This window comes from Rhizobium sp. SSA_523, assembly GCF_030435705.1.
Taxonomy (GTDB): Bacteria; Pseudomonadota; Alphaproteobacteria; order Rhizobiales; family Rhizobiaceae; genus Neorhizobium.
The window spans coordinates 182,007-199,151 of the sequence record NZ_CP129381.1 but is presented as its reverse complement, the minus strand read 5'-3'; the positions used below and the strand labels follow the sequence as shown (position 1 = coordinate 199,151).

The window sequence follows — 17,145 nt, the reverse complement described above, 5'->3', positions numbered from 1 at the left end:
AAAAGCGATCCGGCGGGATCCGGCGGAATCCGGGCGGTGGGTATCCTGATGGCGACCGGGTTCCTAATGGTAATCGGGCGGGACTGAAGGCGCCGCGCCCAAGGCAGAGACAGGGACAGAAACGGGCGCAGAGACAGGCGCAGAGACAGGCGCAGAGACAGGGGCTTGTGCAAAAAGGACGGATTGTCGGGCATGCCGCGGACATGCCTGCCCATTGACTTGGGAGGCATCGGGGCCGCTTTCGCGTCGCCCCGATGCGCAGCTGTCTTGACCGTTACTTCTGTGCGGCCACGGTTCTGGCAGCCTCATCAATGGTATCGGCGATCACCGTGGGCTGGGTGATGAACAGGGCGTGGCTTGCAGAGACCTTGGTGATCTTCGCCTTGATGCGCTCGGCCATATGGATCAGCATCGCCTGGTCGAATGCCTTGTCTTCTGTGGCGATGACGGCCCAGCTGGGCCGCGTCCGCCAGGCGGCGTTCTGCAGCTTCGTCGAAAAGGAGGCCATATTGATCGGCACCTGCGCATCCCGCAGGAAGGGAAGATCGGCATCGCTCACATCATGCGCAAAGCCAGCCTTGAACTTCTCCGGGCTGACATAGCCGAAGCCATCACTGGTGGTCTCGATGACGAATTCGGATGCCGGCGCGAAACCCTCATATTGCTGCGCGGTCGTCTCGCCCGCATCGGGGGACAGAGCCGAGACATAGACCAGCCCCTTGACCTTGGGATCCGTGCCGGCTTCGGTGATGACGGTGCCGCCCCAGGAATGGCCGACGAGAATGACCGGACCATCCTGCCGCTCCAGCGCGCGTCTGGTGGCGGCAACGTCGTCGGCCAGCGAGGTCAGCGGGTTCTGAACGATCGTGACGCGGTAGCCGCGCTTGGTCAGCGCGTCATGCACGCCCTTCCAGCCGGAGCCGTCGGCGAAGGCGCCATGCACGAGGACAACGTTGCGGATGGCCTGATCCTTTGCAGCGGGACCGGCGGCCGAAGCTGTCGCGGCGGTCGAGAGGCTCGCTCCCCCGGACAGGATGGCTGCTGCGGCAAGGGTGGCAAGCGTGGAACGGGTCGTGTTGGTCATGATGATCTCCTCTTGTGTTGCGATATTCTGTGTTGCGATGATCGTTATTGCAATAATCGTTATTGCGATAACTCACTGATTGCACCTTCTCGAATTTCCGTCAAGATATTTTTTATCGCGATATTGGTTTGTGCTGTCGCGATCGTTATATTGCCTCCATCAGGAGTTCGACATGACAGACCGTCCCAATGATCCGCCGCCCCTCCATCAGCAGCTATGCTACGCGATCTATTCCGCCGGCATTGCCATCCAGAGGGCTTACAAGCCCCTCCTCGACGAACTGGGCCTCACCTATCCTCAGTATCTCGTGCTGAACGTCTTATGGAGTAAGGACGAGCAGACCGTGGGCGCCATTGCCCATGCGCTGGCGCTCGAATCCAGCACGCTGACGCCTCTCCTGAAGCGCCTGGAAGCGGCGGGGCTCCTGCACAGGACGCGCAATCTGAGCAATGAGCGGCAGGTGGTGATCGGCCTCACAGAGGAAGGCCGCGCCTTGCAGCACAAAGCAGGTTGCCTCAGCGATACCCTGCTTGCGGCCTCCACCAAGACGCCGCCGGTGCTGGCAGAGCTGAACCAGGATGTGCGCGAGCTCCGGGATGCGATCTATTCGCAGATCGGCGGGTGGGACCCACCCGCCTGACGGCCACGAGAGCCGCGGGGGCCGTTCCCGGCCTGCGATGCCCTTAAGCGGTAGGCACAGTCCCGCCATCGATCGTAACCTCCGTGCCGGTCATGGATCCGGCGCGGTCCGAGGCGAGGAAAGCGATCAGATTGGCGACCTCCTCCGGCCTCGCCGGTCGACCAAGCGGAATGCCCCCCAGTCCCTCCATGATGATCCTCTTGCCGCCCTCGATATCGGTTCCCGCCTCTTTCGCCAGTCGTTCGGCCAGATGGAGGGACGCCTCGGTCTCGATCCAGCCGGGTGAAACCCGCACCACACGAACGCCTTTCGGCGAGACTTCCTTAGACAATGCCTTGCTGTAGGTCGATAGCGCGGCCTTCGCCGCGGCATAGGCTGTGGTGGATTGCGGCAGTGGCATGACCCGCTGAATGGAGGTGACGTGAATGACCACACCCTTTCCCGCAGCAATCATGCCGGGAACGAGATGACGATCCAGTCTTACGGCAGGCAGGAAGTTCAGCGACATTTCCCTCTGCCAGTCCTCCTCCGACAGGGCAGCGAACCCACCGGCGGGTGCCGAAGAGCCACCCAGCATATGGACGATGATATCCACCTCGCCCAGACGTCGGCGCGCTGCATCCGCGACGAGCGAACAGCCGGCCTCGGTGGTCAGGTCCGCCTCGACGAAGAGATCCTGTGGCAGGTCCGCCGGACGCGTCCGTGCCGTGGTCAGCACTTTGGCCCCCAGGTCGCGGAACAGACGGACGGTTGCAGCGCCAGCGCCCTTGGTGCCGGCGGTGATTAGGACATGCTTGCCTTGGAGTTGCAGGAAATCGGTCATCACTTGATCTCCAGCCGGGCAATCCTGTCGTTCTCGACGAGGAAGGTGTAGGTCAGGATGATCGGGCTGCCGGGAAATTGTCCGCTGACCCTGGCGCGGATCGTGGTGCTCGGGCCGTCCACGCGACCCTCCAGCGGTTCCGCGAGATACTGCGTCTCACGCTTGGCCGCCATCCACCAGCTGCGAATGGCATCTGCGCCCTGATGGCGAGCGGCGTCGTCCTCGACGACGGGATTGTCTGAAAAGCTCGCCATCATCGCCTCGGCATCCTGCCGGGTGTCGGCATCGAAATAGGTATTGATCACCCTTGGTACATTCATCGCGCGTCTCCTTGTTGATGCGTTATCCCACTCTACCCCTCGACCACTCCGCTCATAAGTGGGATAAACAGGCATGTGGTGTTGAAGGAATCGGGACAATGGATCAGGCAAACCTGAAGGAGTTGACGGCCGTCATTGCCATTGCCAAGCGGGGAACCTTTCGGGCGGCGGCCATCGATCTCGGCATGTCGACAACGGCGCTCAGCCATACGATCGGCAGGCTGGAAGCCGATCTTGGGGTGCGGCTGTTTCACCGCACGACGCGAAGCGTGTCTTTGACGGATGCAGGCAGGCTCTTCATGCAGCAGGTGGCCCCTTCGCTGCAGGATCTCAAGGCCGCTTTGGAGCAGGTACGGGCACAGCGTGAGACGCCGTCCGGAACCATCCGCATCAATGCGGCACCCTTTGCGGCACGCGCGATCCTGTCGCCCCTGGTCCTCGAATTTTTGCGCCGCTATCCCGATATGCAGGTCGATATCGTCACCGAGGGCCGGATGGTGGATATTGTGAAAGACGGGTTCGATCTGGGCGTGCGGGTTGCCGGCCTGGTGCCGAGCGATATGATTGCCGTCTCCCTTGGCCGCCCCCAGCGCCACGCCGTCATCGGCTCTCCCGAATATTTCGAGCGCCACGGCAAGCCCCTGGTTCCGACCGACCTTCTCCAGCACAGGTGCATTCGCGTGCGCCTGCCGGACGGGTCGCTGTTCAGCTGGCGGTTCGAGAAGGACGGGGAACAGGTTCGGATCGATGTGGAGGGTCCGATAACGCTGGACGAGGCAAGCCTTACGCGGACGGCCATACGAAGCGGCATCGGCCTCGGCTACATTTTCGAGCAGGATATAGAGCCGGATCTCGCCTCAGGTCGGGTCGTGCGGGTGCTGGAGGACTGGACACCACCCTATCCCGGCCTGTGCCTTTATTATGCCGGGCGCCGCAATCTTTCCGCCGGCCTCCAGGCCTTTCTCGCGCTGGCGCGCGAGATGTCCCGGCGCGATGCCAATTCTGCACACTCGCTTTCACATCCGCCGGCGCAAGGCTCGTCCTGAAGGCAGCGTGGCGGATCAATGGAGGCTGGTTCGGGGCGGTGAAGTGGGGCGGGAGCGCAAAGCCGTCATCATGGGCGGTTCCGCCGGCACTCTGAAGTCGGAAGAAAAATACGGGCGAATGGCCGATCACGGCCTTTGACGGGTTCCGCGCTTTCGGCCAAACTGCTCACATACGGCACGCTCAAGACCTATACTGGCCTGGGGCATGGCCTGTGCACGATCAATTCCGAGGTGGTCAACGCCGATCTGCTGGCGTTTATTGAGGCCTGATCTGTCATCAAGGTCAAAGGATGTGCCACGAGCCGACGTGCGATAGCATGCATTGCTGCTGCTTTCGCCGTCTGCGGCAAGCAAGGCCCGGGCTTCGGGCATCACAGTCCAAGGGGGAAATCGCATGCTTGTCCTTCTCGCCACTATCATCGGCATCGTTACCGGCCTGCGCGCCATGACGGCGCCTGCCGCCGTTGCCTGGGGTGCCTATCTCGCCTGGTTCGATGTTTCACAAAGCAGTCTCGCCTTCATGGCGTCTGTCTGGACCGTGACGATCTTCACCGTCCTGGCGGTCGTCGAACTGATCACGGACCAGCTTCCCGCAACGCCATCACGCAAGGTGCCCATGCAATTTACCGCGCGCATCGTGCTCGGCGGCCTCAGCGGAGCGACGATCGGCGCAGCCGGAGACATGCTGGCAGCCGGCCTTGCGGCAGGGGTAATCGGCGCCGTGATCGGCACTCTCGGCGGCTCGGCCTTTCGCCGCGATCTCGCAAGCCGGTTCGGTCGCGATCTTCCGGCCGCCCTCATCGAGGATGCGCTAGCCATCGCCGTCGCCCTTCTGACCGTGGCGGCCGTGTCATGAGGGAGTATGACGCAATCTTCATCGGCGCCGGTCAGGCTGGTCCCTTCCTCGCCGCACGGATGGCAGCGATGGGCCGCAAAGTGGCGCTCATCGAACGGAAATTCCTCGGCGGCACCTGCGTCAATGCCGGCTGCATGCCGACCAAGACGCTGGTTGCCAGCGCCAGGACGGCAGCGGTCGCCCGGCGGGCTGCGGACTTCGGCGTAGAGTGCGGCGGTCCGGTCAGCGTCGATATGGCTACGATTGCCGCCCGTGCCCGCAAGGTCACGCTGGATGCGCGAAGCGGCCTTGCCTCATGGCTTGACGGACTTGAGACCCTGGATGTGATCTACGGTCATGCGCGTTTTATCGCCGCAAAGACCATATCCGTCGACGGACTGCGCCTGACCGCCCCGCAGATCTTCATCAATGTCGGCGCCCGGCCCTTCATCCCCGAGATTCCAGGCCTTTCGAAGGTTCCGTATCTGACCAGCACGACGATCATTGCGCTCGAGCAATTGCCGCGGCATCTGGTCGTTCTGGGTGGCAGCTATATAGGGTTGGAATTCGCCCAGATGTACCGGCGTTTCGGGTCGGATGTCACCATCATCGAGCGGGGAGAGCATCTGGCCTCGCGCGAAGACAATGACATATCGGAAGCCATTGCCGACATTCTCGAGAATGATGGCATCCAGTCCCTCCTGGGACATCAGGTGTCGTCCATCGCCAGGTCGGGCTCCGATATCACCGTGCAGACGGACAAGACCGAGATCCGCGGCAGCCATGTCCTCGTCGCCGTCGGGCGCCAGCCCAATACGGATGATCTCGGCCTAGACCTGGCCGGGATCGAGACGGACCGCCGTGGCTACATTACCGTCGACGACCGTCTGCAGACCAATGTCGAGGGGATTTTCGCGCTCGGCGACTGCAACGGGCGTGGCGCCTTCACCCACACCTCCTACAATGATTTCGAGATTGCCGCCGCAAACCTGCTCGATGGCGACGATCGCAGCCTTTCCGACCGGATCCTCGGCTACGGGCTCTACATCGACCCGCCTCTCGGGCGCGTCGGGATGAGCGAGCGTCAGGCAAAGGAGGCGGGCCACCGGATCAAGGTCTCGACCCGACCGATGAGCCGTGTGGGCCGTGCGGTGGAAAAGGGCGAAACCCAGGGATCCATGAAGCTCGTCGTCGATGCCGATTCCGATGAGATCCTGGGCGCGGCAATTCTCGGCGTCGGCGCGGACGAGGCGATCCACAGCATCCTCACCGCGATGAACCTGCGGGCGACGACGCGGGAGCTGAAATGGGCCGTTCCCATTCATCCTACCGTATCCGAACTGGTGCCGACGCTGATTGGCGATCTAGCGATCGTCCCGTGAAGGCATGCCCGCCAAGCACATTAACGAGGCACACCGACGAGGCATACCGACGAGGCACATCAACGAGGCACACCGGGCTGAGGCCCCGCTCCTGCGGACCGGGCTTGATCCTCGAGGCCTCCGCCCCTCGACCTCTATCGTCAACCCAGCCGCAGAAACAGGAGCCTCCCATGAACAGACCTATTGCGCAATGCGCTTGCGCCGCATCTTTCCCGTGACAGACCGGCTGCCCGCTATCTGCCGGTCGAGACGGCGTGACGGCAAAGACATGAGGATGTGAGGCGCGCTTCAGTCTCCAAGGGGATAGGCGCGTTCGTCCCGCTTGCGCGCCTCGCGTCTCTGCACTGCATCTCGAAAAAACAAAAGACCACTTGTATTACATAGGAGTCCTATGTATGTTGTGGATATGGAAACGCCGAAGAACCCCACCTCACTCAATCACCGGATCCGCGAAGGGCTTGCGCGGCTTGCGGTGGCCATGCGCAGCGATGACTGGAGCCGGGCAAAAGGCGCCGGGGTGAATCCCGCCCAGCTTTCGATCCTGGAGGCGCTGGAGGGCGGACCGGAGGGCATGAGCGTGAAGGCGATCGCTGCCTATCTCGCCGTCTCGCAGCCGAGTGCTACGGATTCCCTCAATGCGCTTGAGCGCAAGGGATTGATCGAGAAGCGAGCGGGTTCCGACAAGCGGGCCGTGACTGTCTTTCTCACCGATGCAGGACGCGCACTCCTGGCCGCGCCGGACCAGGCAGATGCCAGGGCTGCCCGGCAAGCGGTCGATTGTCTTGCGCAGGACGAGCAGGAAGCGCTGTTGATCTCCATCGTCAAGATAATCCGGCGCCTGCAGGATATCGACGCGATCCCGATCCAGCGCATGTGCGCCACCTGCCGCTACTTCGCGCCGTTCGCGCATCAGGATGCGGAGCGACCGCATCACTGTCATTTCGTCGACGCAGCTTTTGGCCAGCGGGACATCCGCATCGAATGCCGCGATCACGACACCGCCGATCCTGCTTCCCGGGCAGCCACCTGGGAAGTTTTCGCCAAAGGATAAACAGCAACCCTCCAGGCTACGGAAACAAGAAGGAGACTTCTCTCATGACATGCAGATTATGGGCCGGCGCAGCTCTTGCCGGAACGGTATCTCTATGGGCAACGGCAGGCCTTTCCCATCCGGTGAAGGCACAGCCCGCAGAGCCCGTACAGGCGGCCTTCGACATTATCGAGACGACCATTGTCACGAAAGGCGACAAGGCCATATTCACCACCCGCGTGCGCGGCAAGGCAGGTTCGGAAAAGCCGGCCGCGACGGGCAAGTTCGAAGGCTCGGATGTCTATGCCTATGTCTGGCCGACATCGTTGAACTCCGGTGATGTGGGCTTCGATCGCGATCAGGGTATCCTGGCGCTCGCCGTGACCTTCCATCCCGATTTCGACGATGCGGCCTATGGCGCCAAGAACCGGGATGTATGGCATCCCCACTGGGTCGTTCTGGCAAAGGACGATGCCTGCGGCGGCGGCCTGAAGGTCATCGACATCCCGCAGGGGGCCAGGCCGAAGGTGCCGAAGACCTGGCCCGGCGTGCCGCTGCTGATCGACAGTCCCGACTATGCCACGCGCTTCACCGGTGAAGCGGTGGATGTGGAGATCCCGCTTGCGCTGATCTCGGGAATTGCCGGGGCGAAGTTCGACGGCGTGACGGCCGGCCTGAAGGTGAACGGCAATCTGCACGCACCGCTCCTGTGCGTCAGCAATGTCTTCAAGGTCGCATCCGGTGATCTGAGCCTGCCGGGCACTGTCGTTCCCGCCAAGTGATGCAAAAACCCGTGTCTCGATAAAGCAATGATGCAAAGGCGCGGGTTCGCCGACAGCCATCGTCGAACCCGCATATTCTCCCCTCCAGGCTAATAGAGAGAAAGAACATGACAAGAGTTACACTTACCGACCCCGCCAATGCAACAGGCGAGACGGCCGGTCCGATCACGGAGATCCGCAACGCCTTCGGCATGGTGCCGAACATGTTCAAGGCCGTGGCGGCGTCGCCCGCCGCGCTGGCCAGCATGTGGGGTTCGTTTGGCGCCCTTGGCGGCGGAAGGCTCGGGGCAAAGCTTGGCGAGCAGATCGCTGTCGCCATTGCCGACCGCAACAACTGCCATTACTGCCTCGCAGCCCATACCGGCCTCGGGCGCAAGGCAGGCGCAACATCTGAGGAAATGGCAGAGGCGCAGGCCGGCCGCTCAAGCGATCCACGCACGGCGGCAGCTCTGGCCTTTGCGGTCAAGCTTGTGGATTTGCGCGGTCATGTGTCGCAGGCCGATGTCGATGCGTTGCGCCAGCACGGCTTCGACGATGGAGAGATCGTCGAGATCCTGGCGCATATCGCACTCAACCTGTTCACCAATTACGTGAACGTCGCGCTCGATGTCCCGGTCGATTTTCCAGGCGTCAAACTGACCCGCAGCGCAGCGTGACCCGAGCAGGGCGAACCGGGGGAACCCGGTTCGCTCCCGGACTGCTGACAAAGGGCTCGTCCCTTGCTCCGCCGTGCTCGGGCTGGCGCAGCCACGCCTGACGGCGGCTGGCAATCGGCGAGATCGAAGACTGAACGGCTCGCCTCAACCGCCAGCCTTGGTAGTAATGCCGCGGCATTTCATGTATTGCTTTCCGCGATCATCGGCGCCATGGAAACAATATTATGGCTCTTGATGTATTGATAAGGTTTCACGAATGAGCGGAGACACATCTCCGGACGCGCTGATAAGTTCTACCTTCGATACCTCGCGTCTGGCGCCGGACCATGCTTATGCCACCTGGACCGAGTCGATCAATGTCGTCTTCCAGTCGAGGCTGCACCGGCCGGTTGATGAGGGCTTTTACGCGAAAGTCGACGCGGTCCTGCTTGGTGATGTGGCGATGGGCCATTTGCGGCTGACGGCGCAGGATTTCGATCGGTCGCGCTTCAAGATCGCCCGAGACGGGATGGACGGCTTCATTCTGCAATACTATCTGAGCGGCAAGAGTGCGAGCCGGAGCGGCGAAAGCGTGGCTGGACCGGGCGATTTGTACATCGTCGACATGTCCCGGCCATTGGCCACCGCAACGACGGATCACGAGCAGATCAGCCTCCTCGTCCCCAGGCAGATGCTGTCCAGCCGCATCAAGAACCCCGACGACCTGCATTTGCAGGTTCTTCCGGCACAATCGCCCCTTGAATCGCTGTTCCGGGATAGCCTGATGAGCTTCCATCAGAACCTGCGCCAGATGAACAGGCGGCAGGCGGATGCCGTCATTCCCAACCTGTTGAACCTGGCGGCGGCGGCACTGGACGGCCGGATGGACGATGAGCGCGCGCCAAGCGTCAATCTCGCCCAGCGGGATCGGGTGCGTCGCTTCATCGACGCGAACCTTTTGTCGGACGAGTTGTCGGCGGATCGGGCCATGCGGGAATTCGGACTTTCGCGCCGAACCCTCTATCGTCTCTTCGAACCGCTTGGCGGCTTTTCGTCCTATGTAAACCACCGCCGTCTGCAGCGCGCCTTTTCGTGCCTGCGATCCTCGCAATTCCAGCATCTCACTATTTCCGAGATCGCCGTGGCGCACGGATTTTCCAATCCGGAAAATTTCAGCCGCGCCTTTCGTCGGGAATTCGGCCTTTCGCCGCGCGAGCTGCGCCACCTGGCTCTCGCCTCGGATGTCAGAGCCCTGCTGCCTTCGGCTTCGGACAACTCCGCCTGGTCGAACTGGATCCTCATGATCGGCCGCTGACCGGCAGCAATCTGGCACAATCGGTCAAGTGATTGGCACTTAGCCACCGGTTTGCATCCGCGCCACCGCATGTCATTGAAGCCAGCTTGATCCTTTGCGTAAGCATCGGCCAGACGTCGCAGAGACGGAAACTGGCAGGGATCATCGCATGACGGGTGTAAAAGGCTTCTGTGTTGGATCAGTCGGTCTCGACAAGGGTGTGTCTGCATTCCCCAAGGCCTTCCTCTCACGCATCACGACAATCCTCTCGCTTGCTTGCCTGATCGTCCTCTACGGCCTCACCCAGCCGGCCTTTGCGCTGTCACAGGGATGCCGGAACCTTATGGCCGATTGGAACGGGTCTATCAACGCCAAGGAAAAGTCGTATCACGTCGGATTCTTCAATCCAGCCGACGAGATTTCGTTCAACGTCAAAGCGCCCGCCCAGGGAGTTTGGGCCTATTTCACGTTCGGTTCCATGAAAAAGAGCATGCTGTATGTCAAAGATGACGGTACCTATCTCAGAGGCAGCCCGTCTACCGTCATCAGGGGCTCGGACTTCTTGGGCGACAAGATGCTCTACGTCTCGGCAAGTTACGGAAACGCGCCGTGGATCATCAAAATCTCCTGCGTGACATCGAGCGATTCCAAGGATGCGAGTCTTTCCACTCTCGCCATCTCCGGCGTGCCGCTCACCCCTGCCTTTGCACCCGATGTGACGAGCTACACAGCGACCGTGCCGGGCTCGGTCTCATCGATAAACGTGAGCGCGCTTCCCAAGGACAGCCATGCAACGCTTTCGCTCAACGGCCAGTCGACGTGGGGCGCCTTCAATACGATTCGGATCCCGCTCGCGATCGGCACAAACACCCTCACCGTCGCCGTGACGGCCCAGGATGACGTGACGCGCAAGACCTACGCGATCACGGTCACGCGGGAGCGGATGGCGCAAACCATCAGCTTCACTTCCCAGCCGCCTGCGGCCCCGGTCATTGACGGGTCCTATACGGTTGCCGCCACCTCCACGTCCGGCCTTGCCCCGACATTGGCGGTCGATGCTGCAAGCGCCTCCGTCTGCTCTCTCTCCGGCAACGCCTCCGGCAGCACAATTCAGTTCAACGCCGAAGGCGCTTGCGTCATCAATGCCGACCAGGCCGGCGATGCGACCTACCTGCCGGCGCCGCGCGCCCAGCAGACGCTAGCCGTCAGTCGGCTTTCGCAATCCTTGAGCTTCACCTCAAAGGCGCCCTCCAACGCGCTGGTCGGCGAAACCTACACACCTGCCGCCACATCCACATCGGGCCTTGCCCCGGCATTGGCGGTCGATGCTGCAAGCGCCTCCGTCTGCTCTCTCTCCGGCAACGTCTCCGGCAGCACGGTCACCTTCACTGCCAAAGGCTCCTGTGTCATCAATGCCGATCAGCCGGGCAATGCCACTTACCTGCCGGCGCCGCGCATCCAGCAGATCGTCGGCGTGGGCGTCGCAACACCTGCTCTGTCTCTATCCGTGGAACCGGCACAGGCCGTTTTTGGGACGAAGATCACCCTGATCGCGAGCCTGTCCGGCGGCAAGTCCCCGACAGGCAGCATCGAGTTCCGTGCCGGTTCGACGGTATTGAACACCTCGCCGCTGACCGGGTCCGCCGCAAGTCTCTCGACCACCAGCCTGCCGGTCGGCAGCTATGACCTTGTCGCTCGCTATAGCGGGGACAACAGCAACGCCATGGCACAATCCAATGCCGTGACGGTCACCATTTCGGCGCCGTCCGCTCCCCCGCCGCCCTTGACGCCGCTTCTTCTGTCACCGGCAGGAGGTGGCCTGGAGGGCGGCCTGGTGGGCAAGCCATATAAGGCGGTCAACCTGTCCGCGACCGGCGGCTCCGCTCCCTATCGCTATTCCGTGACTGCGGGCGCCCTCCCCGCCGGCCTGTCGCTCGACGCATCGGCGGGTACGATCAGCGGGACGCCAACGACGCTCGGGCGCAATGCCTTCACGATCACCGTCAGCGACAGCGCAAGCCCTCCCAATACCGCCAGCGCATCCGCATCCTATTCGATTGAGATCTCCGCCCCTCCCGCCATTGCCGTTGCCATGACCCTCTCGCCGCAGGGAGCCCTGCCGGACGCGATGGCCGGTGAGGATTACAGACAGAAGATCACCGTTACGGGCGGGCAGGAGCCGCGGCTCTTCAGTCTCTCCTCCGGCACTCTTCCGGCAGGCCTGGTGCTGAATGTGTCGACCGGGGAGCTCACCGGGCCGCTCGCCAGGGAGGCGAAGGGCGACTATGCCTTCACCGTCTCGGTTAAGGATGCCACCAATGCCTCAGGCTCTGCGACCTATACCCTGACGGTCCGGGACCGGGCCGTGACGGTCGCGGACGTGATCCAGGATGTGCCTGAAGGGTCGACGCCGCGTGACGTCTACCTCAACAGGAATGCCACGGGGGGACCCTTCGTTTCGGCAGACGTCGTTTCTGTCGAGCCCGCCATTTCCGGCACGGCGCGCGTCATCCGCGGTCAACTGGCCCAAGTGGGCGGCAGCGCACCGGCGGGATGGTATCTTCAGTTTACGCCCAATCCCGCCTTTTCGGGTCAGGCGCGCGTCGGCTACCGGCTTACCAGCGCCCTGGGACGCTCAAATATCGGCACCGTCAGCTACCGGCTTTCCCATGATGCCGCCTTCGTCGCCGCCGACATGGGCGGGCTGGTGCAGGATTTTGTCCGCGCCCGGCAGAGCCTCCTGTCCCAGTCCCTCAGGCTTCCGGGCCTCCTGGAGCGCCGACAGGCCGCGCGCGCAGGACGAGCGGTTTCGACCCGGTTTCTTCCCTCCTCCGAGGGCGCCACGGTCACCATCTCGACGAGCCTCGGACAGATCAGAGGCGCAAGCGACGAGACTATCTCCCCCTCGCACTTCGATCTCTGGTTCGACGGTAGCTTCATGCTCCACAAGGCGAGCCGGGAGGCCGATGCCTGGGGCAAGTTCGGCCTGTTCTCCGCCGGCATGGATTATCTCCTGACCGATCGCGTCCTGATCGGTCTCTCCGTCCATTACGACCGCATGATCGATCCCTTGCGCAGCGATGCCGTTGCGAGCGGTCACGGCTGGCTGGCCGGACCCTATGCCTCGCTGGAAATCGGCCAGGGTGTCTTCTGGGATACGAGCCTGCTTTACGGCGCTTCGCAGAACAGGATCGATACCGGCCTGTGGGACGGCGACTTCACGACAAGGCGTCTGATGCTCGATTCGGCCGTGACCGGCGAATGGGCGCTGGATGAAACCACCATTCTGACACCGAAACTGCGGGCGGCCTACCTGTCGGAACGCATCGGGCAGATCACCGTCTACAACAGCGCCGGAAAGGCAGTCTCGATCGGCGCCTCGCAGCAAGACCAACTCCGCATCAGCCTCGGATCGGAGATCGCCTGGCAATTGCCGCTTGCCGAAGAGACGCTGCTTTCGCCAAAGATCGGCGCCACTGCGGGCTTTTCTGGCCTCGGCGGTCAGGGTCTGTTTGCCGAGCTTGCCGCCGGGCTTTCCGTGACGACGCCAACATCCTGGACCCTCGACCTCGGTCTGCAGCTCGGCAGGGAGGCAGGCGGACATACATCCTTCGGCCTGCGCACCTCGCTCAGCAAACAGTTCTGAGCCGCCGCTCCCATCCATGTCTGGACGCAAGGTGGCGAACATGCTGTCTTTGCCCTCCGGGACATGCCGGCCCTTGACAGGTCCGGCATGTTCCATCGATCCGTTGTCTATCCCCTCCGGCCGCGGCACCGCCGAGGCACTGGCACAGCAGGCGTGAGGGAGACGGAAAGAAGAGACATGATCAGGAGATGCAGCAAGGAGCCATGATGACCCGCCCCAATTTCGACCTGTCCGGCCGCCGCGCGCTCGTCACCGGCGCCAGCCGTGGCATTGGCCAGGCCATTGCCGTTTCGCTCGCCGAAGCCGGCGCCGATCTGGCCATCACGGCGCGCACGCTCGAGGCACTGGCAGAAACACAGGCCCTCGTCGAAAAGGCCGGACGCCGCTGCTTGATGTTTGCGCAGGACGTCCGGGACGTCCAAGCCTGCGCCAGCGTCTCGGTGCGTGCGGCAGAAGGGCTCGGCGGGCTCGACATCCTCATCAACAACGCGGGCTTCGAAAACGTCCGGTCTTCGTTCGAGGTGGACGAGGCATTGTGGGAGACCATTCTCTCGACGAACCTGAAAGGCGCCTTCTTCTGTGCCCAGGCCGCCGGCCGCATCATGGCCGCGACAGGTGGCGGCGCCATCGTCAACCTCTGCTCGCTCACCTCCTATGTCGGCATACCCACGGCCGTTCCCTACGGCGCCTCGAAATCCGGCCTTCTCGGCGTGACCCACGCCCTTGCGGCGGAATGGGCGCCGCACAAAATTCGCGTCAACGCCATTGCTCCCGGCTATTTCCGCACTGCCATGACCGAAGTCTTCTACCAGGACGAGGAGTGGCAGTCGCGCATGCTGGACAAGATCCCGCAGCGCCGTTTCGGGCAGGAAAGCGATATTGGCGGCGTGGCCGTTTTTCTCTGCAGCGACGCCGCAGCCTATATTACCGGGCACTGCATCCCTGTCGATGGCGGCTATCTCGCCTCCATCTGACGTTCCAGCCAAAACCGGCAGCCCTTGCGAAACAGTACCGGATATCCCGTTTGAGCGATTGCCTTTTCGATCCGTGACCGGCAAAACAGGCGGCGCTAAAGCACCTGTCTTTGCATTCGCACAATTATTGATCACTCATGGTTGCAGCGCAAAAAATACGCACATTTGGTTGACGCTTCTTGTGTGAATATGTATAGACAACATAATGAGGCTCGATCGGTATCTTGTCCGTCGAGGTGAGAGAAGGAAGCCTTGCAGCGGCTTGCCGCCGACGGGGCGAGATTGGGGAAACGTGATGGGCGCCGCTGCAGCCGAACTCCCTTTGGCCGACACGACCCTCGGCCGGATCGCCGTCCGCGTGAAGGATGTCGGCATGACCTTCGGCAAGGTGCATGCCGTCCGGAGCGCCTCCTTCGAACTGCCCAAAGGCCGCTTTCTCACCATTCTCGGTCCCTCGGGCTCGGGCAAGACGACACTCCTGCGCATGATCGCGGGGTTTGACCGCCCGACCAGCGGCGAGATCTTCATCAATGGCCAGCCGGTAAGTGCCGTCCCTCCGCATCAGCGCGCCATCGGAATGGTGTTCCAGAAGCTCGCCCTCTTCCCGCATATGAGTGCCGCGGAAAATGTCGCTTTTCCGTTGAAGATGCGCCGCCACGATGCCCGGACCATTCCCGAAAAGGTCGAGCGCTATCTGGACCTCGTCCGCCTTGGCGGCTACGGCAATCGCCGCATCAACGAGCTTTCCGGCGGGCAGCAGCAGCGCGTGGCGATCGCGCGCGCCCTGGTGTTCGAACCGGACCTTCTCCTGCTCGACGAGCCGCTCGCGGCGCTGGACCGCAAACTGCGTGAGGAAATGCAGCTCGAATTTCGCCGGATCCAGAAAGAACTTGGGGTCACGACCATCAACGTCACCCATGACCAGCGCGAGGCTTTGGTTGTCTCGGACGAGGTCATCGTGATGAATGGCGGCGAGATCCAGCAAAAGGCGCGGCCGGTCGATGCCTATCGTGCGCCGTCCAATGCTTTCGTCGCCAACTTCATCGGCGTCACCAACTTCATAGAAGGCAGAGCGGTCGCGGTCGAGACGAGACAGGTTACCGTCGAAACCAATGGCACGCGCCTTGCCGGCACCGTGGCGTCGGAAAACCTGGCCCTCGGCGCCGCCTGTGCCTGCGCCATCCGGGCAGAACAGATCCGCATCGCCCCGGCGAACAGCCGCCTGGATGGGCTTTCGACCCTGGTCACCGGCCAGGTCGAAGACTGTATCTTCGAGGGCGAGCGCGTGGTTTACGCCGTGCGGGTTCCGGCGCTGGGCGGCGCGCTCATGCGCGTGTTCGATCATGACCCTGAATCGCATCTGCAGTTCAGCCCGGGCGACGGTGTCCTCCTTGGCTGGAATGCCCGGGATCTGCATGTCTTTCAAAAATGACCATAAGCGGGTTGGATTTGACATTTGCTCCGCATCTGCGGCGACCTCGAGGATCCAATGTCAAAACCAGACCGCCAAAAGGTCGAGCCAGAGGAGAATGATACATGTCACAGGATAAAGTTCTGAGCGCGCAGCTTCGTCGTCGTACGCTGCTGGCATCCCTGACCGCAGCCGGCGCATCGGCCGGACTGTCGACGCTCGGCGTAAGCCGGGCCTTTGCACAGGAGCCGGAGAAGCCTGCGGAAATCATCGTCCGCGCCTGGGGCGGAAGTTGGGTCGAGGCCCTGAAGGCCGGCGTCTCCGACAGCTTCACCGAGGCAACCGGCATCGCGGTCCGTCACGACCTGACGGAGGACAATGAGATCCAACCCAAAGTATGGGCAGCCGTTGCGCAGAAGCGCGTTCCGCCGATCCATATCAACTGGGACACCACCACAAATGCCACCAAATCAGCGCTGCGTGGTGTGACCGAGGACTTGTCAGACCTGCCGAACCTGAAGAATGCCACCGATCTTGCCAAGCCGCTCGGTCTGGATGGCTATCCGATCGTCAACACCTACGGCTATGTCTACGTGCTCGCCTATCGTCCCTCGGCTTTTCCGAACGGTGCGCCGAAATCCTGGAAAGACCTGCTCGACCCGAAGCTGAAGGGCCGCATCGCGCTGTATAATGACGGCATCGGCTTCCATTTCCCGGCACAGGTTGCCGGTGGCGGCAAGCTGGAAGACATTCCCGCCAATATGCAGCCGGCCTGGGATTTCATCGCCAAGATCAAGGAGCAGCAGCCGCTGCTCGGCGAAGATCCGGACTTCACCACCTGGTTCCAGAAAGGCGAAATCGACGCTGCCTGCACCATCTCGACCAATGCGCGCGAGGCCAAGAAGAACGGCATCGACATCGCCTGGGTGGTTCCGGAAGAAGGCGCCAAGTTCGACACCGATGGCCTCTGGATTCCGAAGGGCCTGCCGGAGAACGAACTCTACTGGGCCAAGCAATACATCAACCACGCCCTGACGAAGGAGGCGCAGCAGATCTGGCTCGACGGGCTCGGCCTGCCCGGCGTCATTCCTGGCGTCAACCCGCCGGCCGACCTGGTGAAGGATCCTTCCTACCCGACGACGGAGGAAGAGTTCAAACACCTGATCCGCATCTCCTCCCGCATCCAGGTCGAGAACGAGAGCCAGTGGTTCGCCAAGTTCAAGGAAATCATGCAGGGCTGACG

Annotated in this window: 16 protein-coding genes; 13 read left to right on the top strand and 3 right to left on the bottom strand. The window is 62.4% G+C overall.

Annotation, left to right across the window (positions count from 1 at the left end; all coding sequences use genetic code 11):
* Positions 1 to 274: 274 nt before the first annotated feature.
* Positions 275 to 1,084 carry an alpha/beta fold hydrolase gene (locus QTJ18_RS02320; protein ID WP_252752234.1) on the bottom strand — a complete coding sequence of 270 codons (810 nt, stop codon included), beginning with the start codon at positions 1,082 to 1,084 and terminating at the stop codon, positions 275 to 277.
* Positions 1,085 to 1,256: 172 nt separating this feature from the next.
* Between QTJ18_RS02320 and QTJ18_RS02315 the strand changes: the two genes are divergently transcribed.
* Positions 1,257 to 1,724, top strand: coding sequence for a MarR family winged helix-turn-helix transcriptional regulator (locus QTJ18_RS02315; protein WP_252752235.1), 468 nt, complete (start codon positions 1,257 to 1,259; stop codon positions 1,722 to 1,724).
* A 43-nt stretch (positions 1,725 to 1,767) separates the two neighbouring features.
* On the opposite strand, the gene QTJ18_RS02310 is transcribed toward QTJ18_RS02315, so the two are convergent.
* Complete coding sequence (locus QTJ18_RS02310; protein WP_252752236.1) at positions 1,768 to 2,547, bottom strand: SDR family oxidoreductase; 780 nt, start codon at positions 2,545 to 2,547, stop codon at positions 1,768 to 1,770.
* Positions 2,547 to 2,867 carry a nuclear transport factor 2 family protein gene (locus QTJ18_RS02305; protein WP_252752237.1) on the bottom strand — a complete coding sequence of 107 codons (321 nt, stop codon included), beginning with the start codon at positions 2,865 to 2,867 and terminating at the stop codon, positions 2,547 to 2,549. The genes QTJ18_RS02310 and QTJ18_RS02305 overlap by 1 nt, the downstream gene beginning before the upstream one ends.
* A gap of 98 nt (positions 2,868 to 2,965) precedes the next feature.
* On the opposite strand from QTJ18_RS02305, the gene QTJ18_RS02300 reads away from it, so the two are divergent.
* From QTJ18_RS02300 to QTJ18_RS02245, 12 genes are all read left to right on the top strand, one after another.
* Entirely contained in the window at positions 2,966 to 3,913 is a 948-nt protein-coding gene (locus QTJ18_RS02300) for a LysR family transcriptional regulator (protein ID WP_252752238.1), read from the top strand.
* A 135-nt stretch (positions 3,914 to 4,048) separates the two neighbouring features.
* A complete protein-coding gene (locus tag QTJ18_RS02295) occupies positions 4,049 to 4,183 on the top strand; it encodes a hypothetical protein (RefSeq protein WP_489667191.1) in 135 nt (44 codons plus the stop codon).
* A 124-nt stretch (positions 4,184 to 4,307) separates the two neighbouring features.
* Entirely contained in the window at positions 4,308 to 4,769 is a 462-nt protein-coding gene (locus QTJ18_RS02290; RefSeq protein ID WP_252752239.1) for a DUF4126 domain-containing protein, read from the top strand.
* Positions 4,766 to 6,130, top strand: coding sequence for an FAD-containing oxidoreductase (locus QTJ18_RS02285; protein ID WP_252752240.1), 1,365 nt, complete (start codon positions 4,766 to 4,768; stop codon positions 6,128 to 6,130). The genes QTJ18_RS02290 and QTJ18_RS02285 overlap by 4 nt, the downstream gene beginning before the upstream one ends.
* A 391-nt stretch (positions 6,131 to 6,521) precedes the next feature.
* On the top strand, positions 6,522 to 7,181 hold the full coding sequence (locus QTJ18_RS02280) for a MarR family winged helix-turn-helix transcriptional regulator (RefSeq protein ID WP_252752241.1): 660 nt from the start codon (positions 6,522 to 6,524) through the stop codon (positions 7,179 to 7,181).
* A gap of 44 nt (positions 7,182 to 7,225) precedes the next feature.
* Positions 7,226 to 7,942 (top strand): hypothetical protein, encoded by a 717-nt coding sequence (locus QTJ18_RS02275; protein ID WP_252752242.1) that lies wholly within the window; start codon positions 7,226 to 7,228, stop codon positions 7,940 to 7,942.
* Between the two features lie 107 nt (positions 7,943 to 8,049).
* Positions 8,050 to 8,598 (top strand): carboxymuconolactone decarboxylase family protein, encoded by a 549-nt coding sequence (locus QTJ18_RS02270; protein WP_252752243.1) that lies wholly within the window; start codon positions 8,050 to 8,052, stop codon positions 8,596 to 8,598.
* Between the two features lie 256 nt (positions 8,599 to 8,854).
* Positions 8,855 to 9,892 (top strand): helix-turn-helix domain-containing protein, encoded by a 1,038-nt coding sequence (locus QTJ18_RS02265; protein ID WP_252752244.1) that lies wholly within the window; start codon positions 8,855 to 8,857, stop codon positions 9,890 to 9,892.
* A gap of 148 nt (positions 9,893 to 10,040) precedes the next feature.
* Entirely contained in the window at positions 10,041 to 13,517 is a 3,477-nt protein-coding gene (locus QTJ18_RS02260; protein ID WP_252752245.1) for a putative Ig domain-containing protein, read from the top strand.
* 206 nt (positions 13,518 to 13,723) lie between these two features.
* Positions 13,724 to 14,491 (top strand): SDR family NAD(P)-dependent oxidoreductase, encoded by a 768-nt coding sequence (locus tag QTJ18_RS02255; protein WP_252752430.1) that lies wholly within the window; start codon positions 13,724 to 13,726, stop codon positions 14,489 to 14,491.
* 295 nt (positions 14,492 to 14,786) lie between these two features.
* Positions 14,787 to 15,923, top strand: a complete 1,137-nt coding sequence (locus tag QTJ18_RS02250) for an ABC transporter ATP-binding protein (protein WP_252752246.1) — start codon at positions 14,787 to 14,789, stop codon at positions 15,921 to 15,923.
* A 104-nt stretch (positions 15,924 to 16,027) separates the two neighbouring features.
* Entirely contained in the window at positions 16,028 to 17,143 is a 1,116-nt protein-coding gene (locus QTJ18_RS02245; RefSeq protein ID WP_252752247.1) for an ABC transporter substrate-binding protein, read from the top strand.
* Positions 17,144 to 17,145: the final 2 nt, after the last annotated feature.